At 56.6% G+C, this 16,621-nt stretch carries 16 protein-coding genes and 6 pseudogenes; 16 read left to right on the top strand and 6 right to left on the bottom strand.

Features of this window, described 5'->3' with window-relative positions; all coding sequences use genetic code 11:
* Positions 1-2: 2 nt before the first annotated feature.
* Complete coding sequence (locus tag DEQ67_RS16215) at positions 3-407, bottom strand: winged helix DNA-binding protein (RefSeq protein ID WP_115891653.1); 405 nt, start codon at positions 405-407, stop codon at positions 3-5.
* 403 nt (positions 408-810) lie between these two features.
* Here DEQ67_RS16215 and DEQ67_RS16210 point away from each other — a divergent pair, with 403 nt between their 5' ends.
* From DEQ67_RS16210 to DEQ67_RS16175, 8 genes and pseudogenes are all read left to right on the top strand, one after another.
* The gene (locus DEQ67_RS16210; protein ID WP_115891709.1) at positions 811-1,176 is read left to right on the top strand and encodes a MarR family transcriptional regulator; all 366 of its coding nucleotides are present in this window, start codon (positions 811-813) and stop codon (positions 1,174-1,176) included.
* 684 nt (positions 1,177-1,860) lie between these two features.
* Positions 1,861-2,397, top strand: coding sequence for a winged helix-turn-helix domain-containing protein (locus tag DEQ67_RS16205; protein ID WP_013035102.1), 537 nt, complete (start codon positions 1,861-1,863; stop codon positions 2,395-2,397).
* Positions 2,394-2,807, top strand: a pseudogene (locus DEQ67_RS16200) (hypothetical protein); the annotation flags it as partial. The gene DEQ67_RS16205 and the pseudogene DEQ67_RS16200, both read left to right, overlap by 4 nt.
* Positions 2,800-3,588, top strand: a pseudogene (locus DEQ67_RS16195) (primase-associated protein); the annotation flags it as partial. The pseudogenes DEQ67_RS16200 and DEQ67_RS16195, both read left to right, overlap by 8 nt.
* A gap of 546 nt (positions 3,589-4,134) precedes the next feature.
* Positions 4,135-4,563 (top strand): hypothetical protein, encoded by a 429-nt coding sequence (locus DEQ67_RS16190; protein WP_115891710.1) that lies wholly within the window; start codon positions 4,135-4,137, stop codon positions 4,561-4,563.
* Between the two features lie 149 nt (positions 4,564-4,712).
* Positions 4,713-5,240: a DUF7342 family protein gene (locus tag DEQ67_RS16185; protein WP_115891654.1), complete on the top strand. Its 528-nt coding sequence runs from the start codon at positions 4,713-4,715 to the stop codon at positions 5,238-5,240.
* Positions 5,241-5,302: 62 nt separating this feature from the next.
* Positions 5,303-5,701: a type II toxin-antitoxin system death-on-curing family toxin gene (locus tag DEQ67_RS16180; protein WP_004043161.1), complete on the top strand. Its 399-nt coding sequence runs from the start codon at positions 5,303-5,305 to the stop codon at positions 5,699-5,701.
* Positions 5,702-5,719: 18 nt separating this feature from the next.
* The gene (locus DEQ67_RS16175) at positions 5,720-5,905 is read left to right on the top strand and encodes a hypothetical protein (RefSeq protein ID WP_004043160.1); all 186 of its coding nucleotides are present in this window, start codon (positions 5,720-5,722) and stop codon (positions 5,903-5,905) included.
* Between the two features lie 1,076 nt (positions 5,906-6,981).
* Here the strand turns inward: DEQ67_RS16175 and DEQ67_RS16170 are convergent.
* On the bottom strand, positions 6,982-8,097 hold the full coding sequence (locus DEQ67_RS16170) for a hypothetical protein (RefSeq protein ID WP_128081386.1): 1,116 nt from the start codon (positions 8,095-8,097) through the stop codon (positions 6,982-6,984).
* Between the two features lie 315 nt (positions 8,098-8,412).
* On the opposite strand from DEQ67_RS16170, the gene DEQ67_RS16165 reads away from it, so the two are divergent.
* The 8 genes and pseudogenes from DEQ67_RS16165 (at position 8,413) to DEQ67_RS16130 (ending at position 11,404) form a co-directional block, all read left to right on the top strand.
* The gene (locus tag DEQ67_RS16165) at positions 8,413-8,703 is read left to right on the top strand and encodes a hypothetical protein (RefSeq protein WP_199522552.1); all 291 of its coding nucleotides are present in this window, start codon (positions 8,413-8,415) and stop codon (positions 8,701-8,703) included.
* 192 nt (positions 8,704-8,895) lie between these two features.
* Positions 8,896-9,249: a hypothetical protein gene (locus DEQ67_RS16160; protein WP_115891656.1), complete on the top strand. Its 354-nt coding sequence runs from the start codon at positions 8,896-8,898 to the stop codon at positions 9,247-9,249.
* Between the two features lie 97 nt (positions 9,250-9,346).
* A complete protein-coding gene (gene mntA, locus DEQ67_RS16155; RefSeq protein ID WP_199522553.1) occupies positions 9,347-9,829 on the top strand; it encodes a type VII toxin-antitoxin system MntA family adenylyltransferase antitoxin in 483 nt (160 codons plus the stop codon).
* Positions 9,826-9,981: pseudogene (locus DEQ67_RS16150) on the top strand (hypothetical protein); the annotation flags it as partial. The gene mntA and the pseudogene DEQ67_RS16150, both read left to right, overlap by 4 nt.
* Positions 9,982-10,017: 36 nt before the next feature.
* Positions 10,018-10,131, top strand: a pseudogene (locus tag DEQ67_RS16145) (ArsR family transcriptional regulator); the annotation flags it as partial.
* Positions 10,128-10,385: pseudogene (locus DEQ67_RS16140) on the top strand (hypothetical protein); the annotation flags it as partial. The pseudogenes DEQ67_RS16145 and DEQ67_RS16140, both read left to right, overlap by 4 nt.
* A 98-nt stretch (positions 10,386-10,483) precedes the next feature.
* Positions 10,484-10,858: pseudogene (locus DEQ67_RS16135) on the top strand (DUF2255 family protein); the annotation flags it as partial.
* A gap of 36 nt (positions 10,859-10,894) precedes the next feature.
* Positions 10,895-11,404 carry a DapH/DapD/GlmU-related protein gene (locus tag DEQ67_RS16130; protein WP_282352459.1) on the top strand — a complete coding sequence of 170 codons (510 nt, stop codon included), beginning with the start codon at positions 10,895-10,897 and terminating at the stop codon, positions 11,402-11,404.
* A 415-nt stretch (positions 11,405-11,819) separates the two neighbouring features.
* Here the strand turns inward: DEQ67_RS16130 and DEQ67_RS16125 are convergent, their stop codons facing one another.
* The 4 genes from DEQ67_RS16125 to DEQ67_RS16110 form a co-directional block, all read right to left on the bottom strand.
* Positions 11,820-12,998 carry an ABC transporter ATP-binding protein gene (locus DEQ67_RS16125; protein WP_004043074.1) on the bottom strand — a complete coding sequence of 393 codons (1,179 nt, stop codon included), beginning with the start codon at positions 12,996-12,998 and terminating at the stop codon, positions 11,820-11,822.
* A 2-nt stretch (positions 12,999-13,000) separates the two neighbouring features.
* Complete coding sequence (locus DEQ67_RS16120) at positions 13,001-13,999, bottom strand: carbohydrate ABC transporter permease (RefSeq protein ID WP_049916473.1); 999 nt, start codon at positions 13,997-13,999, stop codon at positions 13,001-13,003.
* The gene (locus tag DEQ67_RS16115) at positions 13,999-14,991 is read right to left on the bottom strand and encodes a carbohydrate ABC transporter permease (protein WP_049916472.1); all 993 of its coding nucleotides are present in this window, start codon (positions 14,989-14,991) and stop codon (positions 13,999-14,001) included. Before DEQ67_RS16115 ends, DEQ67_RS16120 begins: the two co-directional genes overlap by 1 nt.
* Before the next feature lie 63 nt (positions 14,992-15,054).
* The gene (locus tag DEQ67_RS16110) at positions 15,055-16,542 is read right to left on the bottom strand and encodes an extracellular solute-binding protein (protein WP_115891660.1); all 1,488 of its coding nucleotides are present in this window, start codon (positions 16,540-16,542) and stop codon (positions 15,055-15,057) included.
* Positions 16,543-16,621: the final 79 nt, after the last annotated feature.

Below are 16,621 nucleotides of genomic sequence, written 5' to 3'. Positions count from 1 at the left end.
AGCTACTCCTGTGCAGCGACCTCGGTATCATCCGCCTCAACGCCAAGGTCGTACTCTACGTGGATATGGCTGTACCAGATGATCGGCCGCTTTGATCGGCCATCCTGCTCAAATTCGACAAGTCCGAGTTCTGCGAGGTCGTTGATCGCGGTCGAGACGTTCTTGATGTCACGATCAACGAGTCGTGCGAGTTCGCGGAGACTCTTCGGTTCTTCGCGGGCAGTAGTCCGGATAAGTTCGAGATTTTTTTCGCTCAGAACACGTGCAAGTGCAGTCTCGTCTGGAAGTGAGACGCCAGTGTGGTCATCAGTCAGTTCACCAGCGTCGGCTTTCGCTGCGGCTTCGAGTGCACGGTCGAAGAACTCGTCGTTCGATTCGACACGGACGGTGAGTGTGTTTCTAGTCATGGTTTGTGGTGGAGATGATTCCTATTGGTATTCCAGTGCATTTCTACAGGCAGAGCAGCCCAACCGTTCTGTGAAATTGAGTTCCGCTGCATCTTGAATCTCCCCGAGAAACTCGCAGAGAACTTTAGGCCAAGAGTAGGCGACTCCCCCCTGACAACGCCCATTGATGCGGATACTGTGCCGTCTCTGGCTTTCAACAGTCCCTCGCTAGATAACTCGCCACTCTGCGGATACTCTGTCAGACACACCACTCTTGCCAGTAAAAACTAGTGTCCCCCAACGACTTCAGATTCATCGCACTTCTTTTGGGAGAACGCGTCGATCGAGACCTTCCAGCGTCCAAAGAGTACTTTGGAACAACTACTCCGGCAAGTCTATTACTTCCCGTTACATACTGTTATATATCCCCGTTGATTTCGAAAACTACCAGCCATCGGATCTTCCAAGACCGAATACGAATGGACGGACCATTCTTCGCTTCCTTGCAGCGACTCCAGAAACAGGCTATCGAGCGGGTGAGATTGATGAGGCGCTCGACATCCCACGAGGAAGTGTTGGGACGACGCTCAGCAGACTCCATAACCAGGGGTTTGTGCGTCACAAGGGCGAGTATTGGGCGATCAATCCCGATGCACATACTGCGAGCTTGATTGGCCTCTCGGCCGTGAGCGAGCAGTTTGTGGGCGACTACTACGACGAGAATCCGAATTGGGACGCAAATCTCCCAGGTCTCGATGAGTCTGAAGATACAGACACTGGTACAGAGTGAACCACCTCGGGGTCAAGCTCCGAGGCACTCGGGTTGATACCTGAACTGCGATTGCGCTGCCGCCCTTCGTTACGACGGCTCGAGTCTACTAACAAGCCCCACGGGTCCAGTTGGGATCACTAACAACGAACCGGTGTGTACAACACGAGAGCTACTGTCTGCTTGGTCCAGTTTGAAAAGCGAGCAGATTGTGCGTGGTTTGGGTTGTGATCTTCCCACCGAGAGGGCTGACGTTTTAGCCAGGCAAGTATTTATACGACAGAAGAATCAAGATTAGATTGACCAATGAGTCTTGATGAAGCGGTTGACGAAGCACTCGCGACGTACAACATGTCGCGCAGCGAAGAGGCCGAGGAAACAGGCCGAGCAGTCGCCACGCTCCAAGACTAACAGAACCGTTTAGTTGAGGTTCCGAATCTTTTCAGCGAACGCTGTTTTCAATCGACCTGGCGTTTCCTTCAGCTCCGGATAGTCTGCGCGTTCGACAGCCTCCTCAACGAACTCTGTCCAGAGTTCTTCGTGTTGCTCCGCGTGAACTGCTTCGGGGTCAAGCCCCGAGGCACTCGGCCTTCTCCGCCTGTAGAACCGCAGCGAGCGACTGCCTCTCGGCGAGTGGCAAATCGATTGTGAGTTTGGTCCTTCCCCGAATGTCTTATCACGAATTATGGATAATTCGTAAGTAAGATGGCGCAGTCACCTCCACGGTCAGGCCGCCCACCGATTCAGCAGCTTCAGACGGTGGCCAACCTCCTCGACACACCCACACTTGCTCGGCTGTATGCCCATACCTTACAACACGGACCGGTCACCGTGTCCGAGTTGGTCGACGAACTCGATATCCCACAGGGAACTGCTTACGACTATATGCAGAACCTCGAAACAGCTGGGTTAGTAGAGAAAGTCCGTGAGCAGCGCCCGTACGAATACGATGCCGAGTCCATCGCACTTACGCTCTCGACAGACGGTGAAACCCAAACAATCACACCAGCACTTATCGCCGCTGTTGCCCGCCGCGACCAGGACGAAGATATCGACATCTACATCGAGCGACATGGTCTCGACGGGCTTGCTGTCGCCCTCGAGTACGCTTCCGAGTACGTCGACGGTACGGTCAATCATCGGATTGCGTCCCGGGAACTTGACCTTTCACCGCTTGAAGCCGAGATCATTCTCCAGGCGCTGGAACCAGTTGCCACTGAGTACGCCGATTCCGGTGCATGACGACGGTGTATATCGCCGATACCGGTGTCTTCGTTCGGTGTGGTGGGCCCGACAAAGACAAATTTCAACGGCTCCGTCGAGCACTCTAACAGGCTGGTGTCTCATTGCGTGTCCCCCAACGCGTCTACGAAGAACTCGGTGGCGATCCGGCAGCGGACGCGTATCCCTCGGGAAATATTCCCTATCCCGATGGATTCGAGGAGGGCTGGATCGTGGTTGCCGACGAACTTGACTACACCAACCCGCTTGTCTCGACGGTGATGGACGAAGCCCGCCGGTTTATCGCTAACGAGACTGGCCGTGACGAAGATATCACCGAGAAAGCGGACACGGCACTCGTGGAGCTTGCTGCTCAGGTACTCGATACAGAGCAGGCGAATCACGTCGTTCTCTTGACGACCGACAAACCTAACGACGAATGAGTCAGCCATCACAGAGCGTATCGACCGCTTCATCGAGACGGGACACCACGAACGAATCTGGCGAGATTGGAACCCCGGTGAACGGACCATCCGTGTGCTCAGAGATGCGATTCGAGACGCTCCAGACGAGGTCGTCTCACTGGGGGAGTTCCACTCGGCGAAGGAGTTGTTTGAAGCAGTGGAGGCGTACGACCCGGAAGGGGGCTGGAAGCGAGACGTGTGTAATCGCATCTCGAGTCCTCGGAGTCTCGGAAACCTTCTCGCATCCCAGCGCAACCACCGGAGCCTGACCATTCGAGAGCACGGAAGTACGAACCAGTATCGGATTCAGGGGTCTTCGCGTGGCGTCCAGTCCATCGACGTCGAGACAATCGAAGACCTGTTCGAGCTTCCCTGTATGGCGAATATGGCCGAGCGCCTCCACGAGAAGAAGCCAGTCCGAAAGGACCTGTACAACTTTGCCCGGATGGTGATGTGGCTTCCCCAGTACCAGGATAGTGACCTCGAGACGATTGTCGCAGACCTCAAGGACGTCTTCTCGCGGTGGCCCTGGTACGACGAACAGGTCACCGATTACCAGATTCGCTACGAGTTCTCGAACACCATTGGAGGCGACACCCCGCTTCCGATGAACTGTGACAACGACGATATGCAGCGGTACTGCATCGGCCAGGAGCAGTGCCCCTACTCGATCTGGGGAAGTCTCCCATTCCCAGACGAGATGTATGACCAACTAAGTGGAACGGAGGGTAACGGAAACGAGTTCTGACGCAGATAGCCAACTCTCAGTTAGATTACTATTCTCAGCGGACAGCGATGTGACGGAGATTGAAAACCCGTCATGCACTTTTCAGGCATTCAGTCGACCAATTCGGGCAAGAATGGGTATCGTGCTGGAAGGATAGTCTCGCAACTCATCAGTTGGGGTTGGTCAGTTCTGCTAGGGCTTGATTCTAATTTGACTCCAATCCTCTCGAATACGGGGCTTTCAACACCTCGTCAAGCACAATCTCGCTGAATCACCATCTTTCGGAACCCGTCGAGGACATTAGTAACGCCTGAAAACTGCCCGACGGGCCTCTTGCTAAATCTAAGGGCGTTTCAACTCTCTCTGCACCTCCAAAATCATCCAAAGGAAGGCTGGGGTACACGGGTGCAAACGCCGCTGGCTCTCTCCGGCCGAAGGGTCATCAAACGACGACAGTCTCTAGCCGATATATCAGAACCCACTCATTAGATGAGGGTGCGATCCGCGGTGGAGTTTGTCACCCCGAGAGGGGCGAGGGGGGCTGTCGTAGGCCCCCACTCAACAACCATGTCTTCCGAACACGAGCAACAGCAATCACGACTCTCTAGCGAGCAGGCTGAGCAACCGAGCGAAGAACCGTGGACAGATCTCGAACTGACGCTCCCGCACGGCAGAAGTCCGACTGGCATCGTCTCATTTGTCGAGTGCGTACTCGTCGAACTCACCCACGAAGACGTCGGAGCTGAGTTCGTCTCAACGAGCGTAGCGGGCGTGAAGCGGACACAGTTCATCGCCGTCGACGACATCGGTCAGCGGTTCAAGAAGCGGTATTTCGACGAGCGTCTCGGCTGGCACGAAACGACAGTCAGCCGTGAAGCGGTTCGTGAAGAGTTGGTCAACCGACTCTCGCGGTCGTCACTGGGCAGTGATGTAGGTCAGCATGGCGTCGTCGACGATCAAGACAAATTCAAGGTGATGCCCGTTCGGGAGCTTTGAGTTCAGGACTGACGCCTTAACCAACAATAGCACAAGAGAATAACGCACGTTGGTTAAGATTGTGGTAAGTTGGTGAATTCCACCCCGCACAAAGACAGGAAACTATTCCTCGAAGTAAGAACTATATCCTGTGCCGCGCAAGAACGAGTATGTCCAACAGCGAGTCTCCAGATGGCCCGCCCTCTTTCGAGGATGCGTTTCGTGGCGACGACGTTGAGCAACGCATCTACGGGACGGTTCTCCAGACTCGCGAGCCGACGACAGCAAGCGCTATCGCCAACGCCGCCGACTGTGACCCGAAAACGGCTCGGAAATATCTGGGCTGGTTCAGTGAACTCGGTATCGTCACGCGCCACAATAGCCATCCGGCCACGTACGAGCGCAACGACGCCTACTTCGAGTGGCGGCGAATCAACCAGCTCGCGGCCGACCACTCCGTCGAAGACCTCCAACAGCGCGTTCGGGAACTGAGCTCGCGGATCGAGGCGTACGAGGACACGTACGGTGCCCCGACGCCAGCGGCCGTCGACGCCGTCGTCGCTGCCGAATCGAGCGACGACCGGACGATCGACGACATATACGGTGACCTCGGCGACTGGGCGACCGCTCTCGAGGAGCGAACACGCTACGAACGTGCCCGTCAGCAACGCGCCCGTAGCGACTGCCAAGAGAAATGACGGACGTCGAGTGTTACAACACGGAAGAAACGACTATTGGCTAGCGCGAGAGAGTCGCAATTGTGACTGACGACGTCGCGTATCCTTCGGTCGAGCTCATTCTCGATCTCCACGAGCAGATCGTTGACGAGGGCGACGCCACAGAACCCGGAATTCGATCGGAGGATGCAATCGAATCTGCAGTGCAGTACGTCTCTGAAGGATACTTTGGGGAGGTTCCACAGACACTGCATGAAAAAGCGGTACATCTGATGCGGCTTCTTGTTGCGGATCATCCGTTCGTCGACGGGAACAAGCGAACGGCGCTCCGAACGGTAGTCGTCTTCTACATGCTGAACGGGTACACGTTCGACTACGGTGACGAAATTCGCGCCTTACTGCACCGCTTTGCGACCGATGAATCCGCCGTCGACACTGAGACCGCAGTGATCTACTTCCGAGCGTGCGCTCGTCGCAACTGATAAAGGGACACACAGAGTATGTTCGACACAGAGATGGCGTCCAGCACCGATTCCTCGGCGACGGTCGATGAAGAAGTTCGCCGATTATACGAACGGTATCAGGCGGCCGATAGCGACGAGGAACGTCATGCGATCGCCCTTGAGATGGGGAAACTTGACGGACGCCGCCACGCAGAGATATACGCCGCACTCGAAGACGAGTAAGCCAACAGAATTCTTCTGACTCCCCGCCGACTGCCCCCACCCCCGGCGACGACGCTTCGTGGCCGACCGACCATCGCGACGTGCTTCGGCTCGTCCTCGACGAAATTGAAGACCGGATAGCGGCCCTGTGGAGTGAGTAAGGGATGTCCCAAAGGTGAGCCTGTATCGCGAACGGTTTTATCACTCCGCCGAAGGTTAACCAACACAGAACCATGGCCCTCCTCAGTGTTGGTTAACAACGTGGCAGCGAGTAGTTTGTCCGCACCTGAGAGGCCGAGGCGCGTCAATACGCGTCAACGTACCTCCATCTCGAGAGGATTGTTGGCTCGGTTGATTTCGATGTGAGAACGAACGAAACAGTCGTCCGAAGTTGTTTCTTGGAAACTCCATAGACTGCATCATACCTCATGAGTGGACAGGTATGACTGTGTGAGAATATTTGGAAAGATGCTGGGTTCAAATCATGAACTCGGCGGCGATACAACGAGTATCGTAACCGAAGTAAACAAACCGATATCTGCCTTCTGACAGGGAATTACAGACATAGTATTCTGGATTCGTGTCGTTTTGCCGTGAGAGCCCTCCTTGAGTAAACTCAAATTCCCAAGTAAATCCGGCACCTGGTTTATGCTCTACCGCTTCGTCCGACCACGCTGGTCTGGCATGGACCCAGAATATCGATTGCCACCTTTGGTCTGTCTTTTTTTGGATATCGTACTTAAAACGGTTTCCGGAATACTTCGTTTTCTCGGTGCTATTCGTCATCTGGACTTGAAGTTCCTCACCGATCGAACTAGGAGAGCGAGGAATCGAAAGATCGAACGCCGAATTCTCTGGGCCCTCACACGTAATTTGAAGTCGGTTTAAATCGTCACACATTGATTTGGACGTATTATTTGGGTCTGAAGATGATTCATCGTCAGTTCCGTTTAACGTCTGCTTCCCAAGACAGCCGGGGAATGCTAGTGAAGTTGCTCCGAGTGACAGTAGTAACTTTCGTCGGTTCATACACGATATCTGTCTCATATAATAAAAGGCACTCCGGTGGGTTAAGTATCGATTTTAGTTACTGGATATTAGACAGTCACATTAAACTGTGATTCAATAGCAGACATTAATGTACCAATGGCGTCATCGCTACCATCAGTTCGGTGTCCGTAATTGATTCCAGCGATAAGTGGTCGTCCATAATCGTCTTCTCTGTAGTGGGGTCCACCAGAGTCCCCACCGCGACTAATTGCATCGGTGTCGAACGTAGAACCGTATGCATACGTCACATGACCAGAGCAGATGCCTGTATTAGCACCCTGCTTTTTCACCTCCCAGCTCGTATCGCCTTCACGGTCTTTGATCTTGGTACCCGAGATGATCCCGAATACGTTTGGTCCATACGGCGCAGAATCCGTATTCTCGGCGAGACTGTAATCAACGTTCGCACCGTTCCGCATCTGTATCACACCAGCATCAACCGGCAATCCCGGATCAACACGAGTGTCGTCCGGGGTGCCAAAGCGGTCTTCTTCAACTTCGTCGTTCTGGTAACACTTATCAACCCCTTCGTCTAGGCAGTGACCTGCACCAACGATTACCAACTCGTCATTCAAGTCGTCGTGTGCAGGCGTTCCAGTCGTACAGTATCCCGACTCAGGTATATAATAACATCCACCGGGGATATCAGGGAAGTATTCCGTGTCGTAGTACTGGGTGTCTGGATCAGTATCGCAGGGGAAGTCCGGCTTAACAGTTACCTTCTCTGCCTTCACCGGGATATCTTCAACTGCACGTTCTTCCTCGGTTCCTCTACCAGCGACACCGGTAGCCGAGGCTGGGAGATGATCTTCAAACTGAGTGAACGCCATGTCGGGGCGAATCTCGTCTCCACTTGATGTTTCCTGAATAAGGTATTGAACGGAGACCACCTTCCGTCGACGATGGCCGGAGGTATCAGTCGTTACTCCCACTCGTACCGGAACTGGGAGTGATGAAAGTTGTTCTTCTACTTGTTTGCGTACATCATGAGCACTCTCAACGATAGCCCATTTCTCTCGGCTGATCTTGTAGTATTTGGGCTCTCGATTTGGTTTTACTGCTTGGTTTACCACTGCGTCGTGGTTCGTATGGACTAGTCTACCAAGGCGAGGGACTTCGTCGTCGAGGTTCACATCTAACTCTGCAAACGCATCCTGGGACATGAACGAAATCGCTGCGCCTCCTACGCCCAAACTGCTGAGAGTATTCAGGAACCTACGCCGACCCATTCGAGTCAACTTTCTTCTTTTCTCAGACACCCTGTCACCAGTTAATCTTGTTTCATTCAGGATATATAACATTTACTTGCATTTTCAGACATCGCTCTTCTGTAGACGTTCGTTGATAGCGTCCAGCTGTCACTCTGGGATCGAAGAGGGGAGCGACACTGCGTTAGCGGTGTCCAACACGAATGATATAGAACAGTTTGTCCGCGCCTGAGAGGCCGAGGGGTGTCAATACGCGCCGACGTGATTCCCATGCCCGGTACAGACGCACTCGACGATGCATCAGCCGACCACGAACGGTTTGAAGCGGAACTCGTCGCACAGGATCAAGATGCTGCCCGCGTTGCAGTAGCGGATATCGACGACAGGAGAGCCCATTCTCTGGTCAATGGCCTCGTCGACGACGACGTCGTCACTCCCATGCCCGACGAACGCGTTCTCGTCCACGAGACAAGCGACAAGGCATTCGACTCGATTCTCCAACTCGCAGTCTTCTATCGAGGCTGGACCGCCGCTCGCGACGCCGGCGAAGGAGAGCAGTAATGCAACAGACACTTGCTGGCTGTGCCTTCTGTGACGCACCGTCGCGTCACCGAATACGTCGTTTCCTGACCAACGGGTCCGAACGCATGCTCGTTTCGTACCGGAGGATCGGATACATGTTTTCTCCCCTTGGATTGGACATGCCGTGGACCCACCCACACGGTTTAGGCGCCTGCCAATCGAGTTTGACGTATGGAATGTCCGGACTGTGGTGAGCCGTACGTCTCTCGAGAGGTCGGCCCCGGGCGGCCGCCATCGACGCCCCTTGCCAACGCAATTCTCGATACCGAACAGGGCGAGGAAGTTATTCTCCACCGGCAGTGTTGGACGTGTGGGTGGAGCGAGGACCGCCACATCGAGGTGGCCGCAATCGAGACGGAGCACGGCGACCCAGAAATCGTCGATCGTCAGCAACGGCTAAGCGAACTCGTGGGGTTGCTTGAGGGAACTGAGGATACTGAGACACTCGAATCGGTCCTCCAGTACGTCCGTCAGCATCAGTCTGAGGGCGGTTCGGTACCACCGTCACTGGAGGAGGACCCGTGACGGAGACCACAAAATGTCCGGACGCAACACCGACAGCTCCTGTCCAACCACCGGAGTGACTGAGGCTTTATATGACACAGGCACGTGGGTCATGATGATGAGAACCGTTGAGTCAGCAGACATCGACGATTCCCTTCCGCTCGAGACACTTCGAGCGATTTTACAGGAGCATTCGGTGCAGTGCGCACTCCTCTTCGGTTCCTACGCCACGGAAACGACACATCCAACGAGTGATATCGATATTGCAGTGGAACTTGAGACGATCGACCGTGAGGACCCCGCGTACAACGACGCGTTTTTCGGCCTTAGTGCGGATCTAAGCGATGCACTCGGAACGGACGACGTAGACCTCGTCGACATCCACACACTCTCACCACACGTTGCTACGTCAGTCTTCGAAGACGGAGTTCTGCTTGTCGGCGATGTGGCCCATGCCGAGGACCTCCAACGGCGAGTGACTGACACATCATCGACCGACAAATCTCCACGCGAGCGCTTCGACAGTGCACTCGCAAAGATTAATGATCATCTCGGTAGTTCTGCCGTCACAGCAACTGATGGGCATGACGATGACCGATGACTGACGACGTGTTCCCAGCAGACCGCCTCAATCGTATTCTCGTTGCTGTTGAGACAATTGACGAGAGTCTTGGGACACTCGCTCGCAAGCAACAGCTCACTCGAGAGGAGTACAAACACGACCCGGATACGCAAGATATCGTCGAACGTCGGTTCGTGAAAATGACAGAGGCAGCGATCGATATTGGTGAAGAGATTCTTCAAGCGCTCCGCCCCCTCGTCCACGAGCACTACGATTTCGAGGAGGCTGGGGCAGGGCTCGGTGAGTTGGACATCGACGGCGACGGCGCTGACGACGCGTGAGCCGGCTCCACATCGCCGACACCGGCCTGTTCGTCGCGATGGGACAGCCGTCGAACAGTCGGTACAAGGCTGTTCGGCAATTCGCCCGCCGAAACGACATCACCTTCGTCCTGCCGGAACGGGTGTACGAGGAGCTGACCGTCGACGACCCCGACATTGAAGCCCTGCCTGTCGACGACGCAATCGACGAGGGGTGGGCGACGGTTGCGGCGCCACTCGAGTTCTCCGAGCCGATCGTCAGGGAGTCCGTTGACCTCGACCGCGTGCCGGACGGCTACGAAGCGATGGATGAGCGAGAGGCAGTGAAGACTATAGTGCAAGTCGATCTACAACACCCTGTTAAGCGATAACAATGAGTTCATGGCCAGAAGACGAACTGACCGAGATTGCTGAGTCCGATGACCTGCACGTTGCACCGTTCCGTGAGGACGGCGAAACCTACGGCACACCGACGCGGATCTGGAGCGTCGCTGTAGATGGCAATCTCTATGTGCGCGCCTACAACGGTCAGGATTCGAGTTGGTACCAGGCTGCCGTTCGGGAAAACGCCGGGCTAATCGAGGTGGCCGGCATGACGAAGGACGTCTCGTTTGAGTCGGTAACAGACGAGGCGCTGAACGACCGTATTGACGAAGCCTACCGCGCGAAGTACCAGGGAAGCCAGTACCTCGACTCGATGATTAGCGAGCGTGCCCGGTCCTCGACGATCCGAGTCCTCCCGAGAGATATCTTCGATCGGCTGAAAGCCGGTGAGCCGGTCCCGATGGACGACCCAGGGTATCAGAAGATCTCCGAGGAAGTAAATAGAACAATAGGCTTGAAGAGGAAGCTGAATACAGCGACAGACGTAGACGAGATACGGCACTATGTAGGAGAGATAATTGGCGAAGAAGTCGACGAGAGCACGACGATTTTCCCGCCGTTTCATATCAACGTTGGAAAGCATACCAGCGTGGGACGCAACGTTTTCATCAATCACGCCTGCTCATTTCTGGACCTGGGAGGCATCACCATCGAAGATGAGGTCATGATCAGTTCGATGGTAACGATTACGTCCGAAGGTCACCCGGTGGATGTGGATCGTCGAAAGACGCTGGTTCCGGGGGAGGTCGTTGTCGAACGCAACGCGTGGATCGGTGCCGGTGCGACGATACTGCCCGACGTAACGATCGGTGAAAATTCGGTCGTAGCCGCCGGTGCCGTAGTAACGAAAGACGTGCCTGCCAACACCGTCGTCGCGGGAGTGCCGGCAGAAGTCGTTCGGGAACTGTAGAAGGAGCCTGATAGTGATTTCGTGAAGAAGGGGAGCATGAGTTCAAATACCATAACGAGGGAAGCCATTCACAAGAGAGGACGGACCACTACTCTGATTTTGAGGAACACGACCACTTGGCGAATTAGCCCACGTTCCTGATGACGAGCTTTATCCACGGGGGAACGCTGGACGAGCAGAGCGAAAGGAAGAGCTCGGATCGTATCCTGATCGAGTGAGATCGACGCGAAGCGAATGTTCCTCGTACAGTACGTCGATTCCTGCGAACCGTACCAAGTGTCGGTTCTGCCTCACAAACCATCTCGGTGGAACCCGCGACGATAGTCGCACTCCGAATACAGAGGGGACGCGACTCCACGTCGTCCATCTGCTCGTCGAAACGTCGGCGACGTCAAGGCCGTCGCGTCGGGCCGTTTCAGTCGTCTTCGTCGGCTGTCGTCTCGGTCTCTAAGTCGGCTGAAACGGGGGACAGACCGTGGGCGAGTGCCTCGCCCGACGCCGTCTCAAAGAGGTGGACGTTCCCCCGGTCTATCACGACTTCGACGTCCGTGTCTTCTCGAATCGTCGAGTCGGGGTCAACACTCATCAGCAGCTGGTCATCGGCTCTCGACTGGTCCATCGATGTGCGGCGTTCACCCAACAGCATGTACGCGAATATCTCGTCGCCCATCGGTTCGAGAATATCGACACGCGTGGAGATGAGCGAAGAGGGGTCTTCCACTTCGACGCGCGTTCCGCCGGGATAGATATCTTCGGGACGAATCCCGACAGTCACCTCGTCGCCCACGTCCACAGCCTCGACAGACGCCGGATCGAACGCGAGCGAGAAGTACGCCGTCGAAAGTGAGTTTTCTGTGACCGTCGCCTCGGCGAAGTTCATCGACGGCGAGCCGATGAAGCCCGCGACGAACAGGTTCGCCGGCTCGTTGTAACAGACGAGCGGCGGGTCGATCTGCTGGAGTTGTCCGGAGTCGAGGACGGCGATACGGTCCGAAAGCGTCATCGCTTCCTCTTGGTCGTGGGTGACGTAGATGATGGTCGTGTCCAGTTCCTTGTGGAGGCGCTGGAGTTCGGTCCGCATGTGGACCTTGAGCTTCGCGTCGAGGTTCGCGAGCGGCTCGTCCATGAGAAAGACATCGGGCTCACGGACGATGGCGCGGGCGATGGCGACGCGCTGTCGCTGCCCGCCGGACATCTCGTCGGGCATGCGTTCGAGCATTCCCTGCAACTGGACGATTTCGGCGGCGCGCTCGACGCGGCGCTCGATTTCCTCCTTGGCGTAGTTGCGGAGGCGGAGCCCGAAGGAGATGTTGTCGTACACGTCCATGTGGGGAAACAGCGCGATGTTCTGGAACACCATCGCCACCCCACGGTCCTTCGGTGGGAGGTTCGTCACCTTGCGGTCGCCGATGTGGATTTCGCCCTCACTCGGCTTCGTAAGTCCAGCGATGCTTTCCATCGTCGTCGACTTCCCACAACCCGACGGGCCGACAAAGCAGATGAATTCGCCGTGGTCGATGTCGAGGTTCATGTCATCGACCGCCGTTACGTCGTCGTAGTGCTTGCTTACGTGTTCGAGTCGTAGTCGTGCCATTATTATTCTTTAAGTGCTCCTGCGGTTAGTCCGCTGACGATGCGTTCCTGTGCGATGATGACGAGGGCGACGACCGGGATGACCCCGACAACACTCGCTGCGGCCATGAGGTTGTACTGCGTCGTGTACTGGGTCTGGTAGCTGAGAATCCCGCCGACGATTGGCGACCACTTGGACGCTTCGGGCGAAGTCGCCATAATCGAGCTGAAAAAGTACTCGTTGTAGACGCTGATGAACGTGAGGACGCCCGCGGTCGCCACGCCGGGTGCTGAAAGCGGCACGATGACGCGGAACAGCGCGCCTAGCCGGGTCGTCCCCTCAACCCGCGCCGCATCCTCCAACCCGTCGGGGATTTGCCCGTAGAAGGTCGTGAGGATGAATATCGACAGCGGGAGGAACAGCGCGCTAAACGGCATGACCATCGACCCCGGGGTGTTCAGCAGTCGGGGCGGTGTGAATAGCGGGACGCCTATGAAGGGTATCGTTATCGGAGCGTTACCGGCGAACGCCTGAAACAGCGGGATGACGAACGCTGCGGGCGGGAAATAACTGATGGCGAGGATACCGAGCATCAACAGCGCGCGCCCGGGGAACTCGATTCGTCCGAACACGTAGCCTGCGAGGCTCGCGACGATGAGGACGATAACCGTCGTCGTGGTGGCTAGCACGAAGCTATTCAGCACGTACAGGTGGAACGGGACCTGCTCGAAGACGGTAACGAACGCTGTCGGATTGAATCCCTTCGGAACGGGGAGCGGAAACGTACCGCTGACGCCGAACAGCTCGACAGTTGGGAGGAAACTCCCGGACAGCAGGTTCCCTTGCGGCGTCACCGCGAGGACGAGTAACCAGTAGAACGGGAATACTGTCGTGACCATGAAAAACGCCATCGCGACGTAGAACAACGCTCGATACACACGTCGTGGGTTGTGGATCGCATTCCGCGCCCACCGTGCGAGCGGTCCGGTGTCGTCTGATGTGCCGTCGGTTTCGCTGGACATTATATCGCGTCCTCCCCCTGCCACAGGATGATTCCCATCACGACGACGCCGATGATGGCCGCTGTCACGAACGCAATGGCGGCAGACGTCCCCTCGTGTGTGTTGAACGTCGAGACGACCATACAGGAGAGTGAGGGAACGACGGTACAACTCGAGACAGTATCGATGATACCGTACACACGCATCGCCTGCACCGAGCGGAATAACACCGCAACCCCGATGGTCGGCAGGATGAGCGGGAGCGTGATGTATCTGAACTGCTGCCACTTGCTCGCACCGGCGACGCGGGCCACGTCGTACAGGCTCCGATTGATGCTCTGGAGCCCGGCAAGGATGAGTAGCGCCATGAACGCGGAGGTCTTCCAGATGTCGGCGACGATAATGATGAACGTCGCGCTGACCGTGTCGTTCAGTGTGTTTGTCGGTGCTACTACTCCGAGATCGGCGAGAATCGGCGTCGCGAATCCGACGTTCGAGTCGAACATTAAGAAGAACATCATCCCCTGGATGACGATTGGGACGGCCCACGGAATGATAATCGCCGCACGGACCCACCGTCGGCCGTAGAAGTCTTGGTCTAAGACGAGCGCTTGTCCCAGTCCGATGAGGGTCTCGAACAATACGCTGGCCACGGCGAAGATGAGGGTGATTACGAGGGCGCTATCGAGGAGACTCGCGGCGTCGAACCCGGTCGGGAGGAACGTCGTCCCGCCGGGGAGGAACCGATTTTTCTCCCCGGTGAACAGCGCGACGTAGTTGTCGAGACCAACGAAACGGACACTAGAGAGGTCGGTCGAGACGGCGTACAGTGACAGCTCGAACGTCCGCAAGAGCGGGTAGATAGCCACGATACCGAGCAGGACGAATACCGGGGTCAACAGCAGGTACGCGTACTGCGTGTCGCTCAGGTTCTCCAGCCACCGCAAGAAGCCGACGACTGGTCCCGCCCGTCGTGACTCACGTGCCGGTTCTGCAGCCGTATCGGCGCTCATACTATCCCTCCGAGAGGTGTGGGACTCATGGTTTGATCTGGTAAGTGTGGAGCTCTCCGCTCGTCAGTTGCTTCTCTCAGTCTCTTCGAGGCTGGACTGGAGCGTTGCCATCGCCTCGGACGAGGCCACCTCTTGTCCGACCGCGCGATTGGCCTGCTCCGCGATCTTGCTCGATTGGTTGTTCCAGACCGACGTAACTGGTCGAGCCATCGTGTTCTCACCGGCGACGCGGAGCGTGTCCATGTAGTCGCCGGCCGGTTCGAGCTCCGCAGCCGTCTCGGAGTTAAACAGGCTCGCCCGCGGCGGTAGCCACCCCTCGATCTCCAGAAGGAACAGCTGGAACTCCTCGCGCATCGACGCTTGGATGACCTGTGTGACAGCGTCGAGCTTCTGGCTGTTCGGGTTGACAGTGATGTGCCAGCCACCGAGTGCGGAGGTGGACCCACCGGTTCCGGGGAACTGCGCCTCGCTTTCGGGGACGCCATAGGGAAGCGGCATCGTCCCGAGGTCGTCACCGAACTCCGACGCTGCTTGATTAATCGCGTACGGCCAGTTTCGGTGGAACACGGCGTTCCCGTCGATGAACGGTGCGAGCGAACTGTCTTCGATCCACCCGAGGATGTTCGTCGGTGTGAAGCCGCCGCCGTAGTCGCTGAACTCCCCGTCGAAGCTCTCGTCGTGGACGAACTTTCGCATCATATTCAACGAGTTGACCACCGGGTCCGAATCGACGGTGACGGGTCGTTCGCCGACGGGGCCGAACAGGTTCTCGCGACCACCGAAGTAGGCGCCGCCCCACGAAGACAGCACCTCGTTGAAGGTACAGCAGGCGGTGCCGACGTAGATGTCCCACTGGGTGGTAAAGCCGTAATCGACGCCCGAGACGTCCTGTGCCTCGGCAGCGATGTTCGACCAGCGTTTCCACGTCATCGGCTCGGTGGCCCAGTTCTCCTCGGTCGGATTGTAACCCGCCTCTTCGACGAGGTCTTTCCGGTACAACATCGTCGGGTAGTCGGGGTACAGCGGAACACCGAACAGGTCCCCGCTGGCGGGGTCGATGGCCGTCTCGGTGAATCCGCCGAAGTACTCGTTTTCGATGGTTGAAAGCGCGCTCTCGGGGAGAACCTCCGAGAGGTTAGCGAGCTGTCCCCGCTGGATGAAGATGTTCACCCAGCCGTTGTCCATCATGAACATATCCGGCGTCGTCTCCTGAGAGCTCAAGAGCCGGTTGTACGTCGCCCGACGCTTCCCGCTGTCCGGCTGGCCCGGCTGAAACTCGACACGGATGTCGTCCGACAGCCCTCCTTTCTCGTGTAGCGCCGTGCGGAGCTGGTCCGCGTGGTCCTGTGCGACAGTCGCGTCAAAGCCCCAGACGACGGTTGTTCCGCCGCTTTCGGGCTCACCGACCTGTGCACCGGTGTCGGAGCCGTTGCCAAACATACTCGCACAGCCGGAGAGGCCCGCTGTGGCCCCCGTCGCACCAGCAGCGGTGATAAACCGCCGTCGTGAGACGCTCTTCGTCGTCTTGCTCGTCTCTGGGTTCGTTGTCATCGTCCGAATTGTTCATCAAAATAGGGCCACTTATACTTTAGGGATTAGCTTTGAGATATCACAAGAACTTTATCTGAAC

The sequence above is a fragment of the Haloferax sp. Atlit-48N genome (assembly GCF_003383015.2).
In the GTDB taxonomy this organism is placed as follows: domain Archaea; phylum Halobacteriota; class Halobacteria; order Halobacteriales; family Haloferacaceae; genus Haloferax; species Haloferax volcanii.
This window is presented reverse-complemented; position numbering and strand designations above follow the sequence as displayed.

What these genes read in the sequence shown, in the direction of transcription:
- DEQ67_RS16215 (WP_115891653.1), bottom strand. Translation starts at nt 407, where the DNA reads ATGACTAGAAACACACTCACCGTCCGTGTCGAATCGAACGACGAGTTC.
- DEQ67_RS16205 (WP_013035102.1), top strand. Translation starts at nt 1,861, where the DNA reads ATGGCGCAGTCACCTCCACGGTCAGGCCGCCCACCGATTCAGCAGCTT.
- DEQ67_RS16190 (WP_115891710.1), top strand. Translation starts at nt 4,135, where the DNA reads ATGTCTTCCGAACACGAGCAACAGCAATCACGACTCTCTAGCGAGCAG.
- DEQ67_RS16185 (WP_115891654.1), top strand. Translation starts at nt 4,713, where the DNA reads ATGTCCAACAGCGAGTCTCCAGATGGCCCGCCCTCTTTCGAGGATGCG.
- DEQ67_RS16175 (WP_004043160.1), top strand. Translation starts at nt 5,720, where the DNA reads ATGTTCGACACAGAGATGGCGTCCAGCACCGATTCCTCGGCGACGGTC.
- DEQ67_RS16170 (WP_128081386.1), bottom strand. Translation starts at nt 8,097, where the DNA reads ATGTCCCAGGATGCGTTTGCAGAGTTAGATGTGAACCTCGACGACGAA.
- DEQ67_RS16165 (WP_199522552.1), top strand. Translation starts at nt 8,413, where the DNA reads ATGCCCGGTACAGACGCACTCGACGATGCATCAGCCGACCACGAACGG.
- DEQ67_RS16160 (WP_115891656.1), top strand. Translation starts at nt 8,896, where the DNA reads ATGGAATGTCCGGACTGTGGTGAGCCGTACGTCTCTCGAGAGGTCGGC.
- mntA (WP_199522553.1), top strand. Translation starts at nt 9,347, where the DNA reads ATGAGAACCGTTGAGTCAGCAGACATCGACGATTCCCTTCCGCTCGAG.
- DEQ67_RS16130 (WP_282352459.1), top strand. Translation starts at nt 10,895, where the DNA reads ATGGACGACCCAGGGTATCAGAAGATCTCCGAGGAAGTAAATAGAACA.
- DEQ67_RS16125 (WP_004043074.1), bottom strand. Translation starts at nt 12,998, where the DNA reads ATGGCACGACTACGACTCGAACACGTAAGCAAGCACTACGACGACGTA.
- DEQ67_RS16120 (WP_049916473.1), bottom strand. Translation starts at nt 13,999, where the DNA reads ATGTCCAGCGAAACCGACGGCACATCAGACGACACCGGACCGCTCGCA.
- DEQ67_RS16115 (WP_049916472.1), bottom strand. Translation starts at nt 14,991, where the DNA reads ATGAGCGCCGATACGGCTGCAGAACCGGCACGTGAGTCACGACGGGCG.
- DEQ67_RS16110 (WP_115891660.1), bottom strand. Translation starts at nt 16,542, where the DNA reads ATGACAACGAACCCAGAGACGAGCAAGACGACGAAGAGCGTCTCACGA.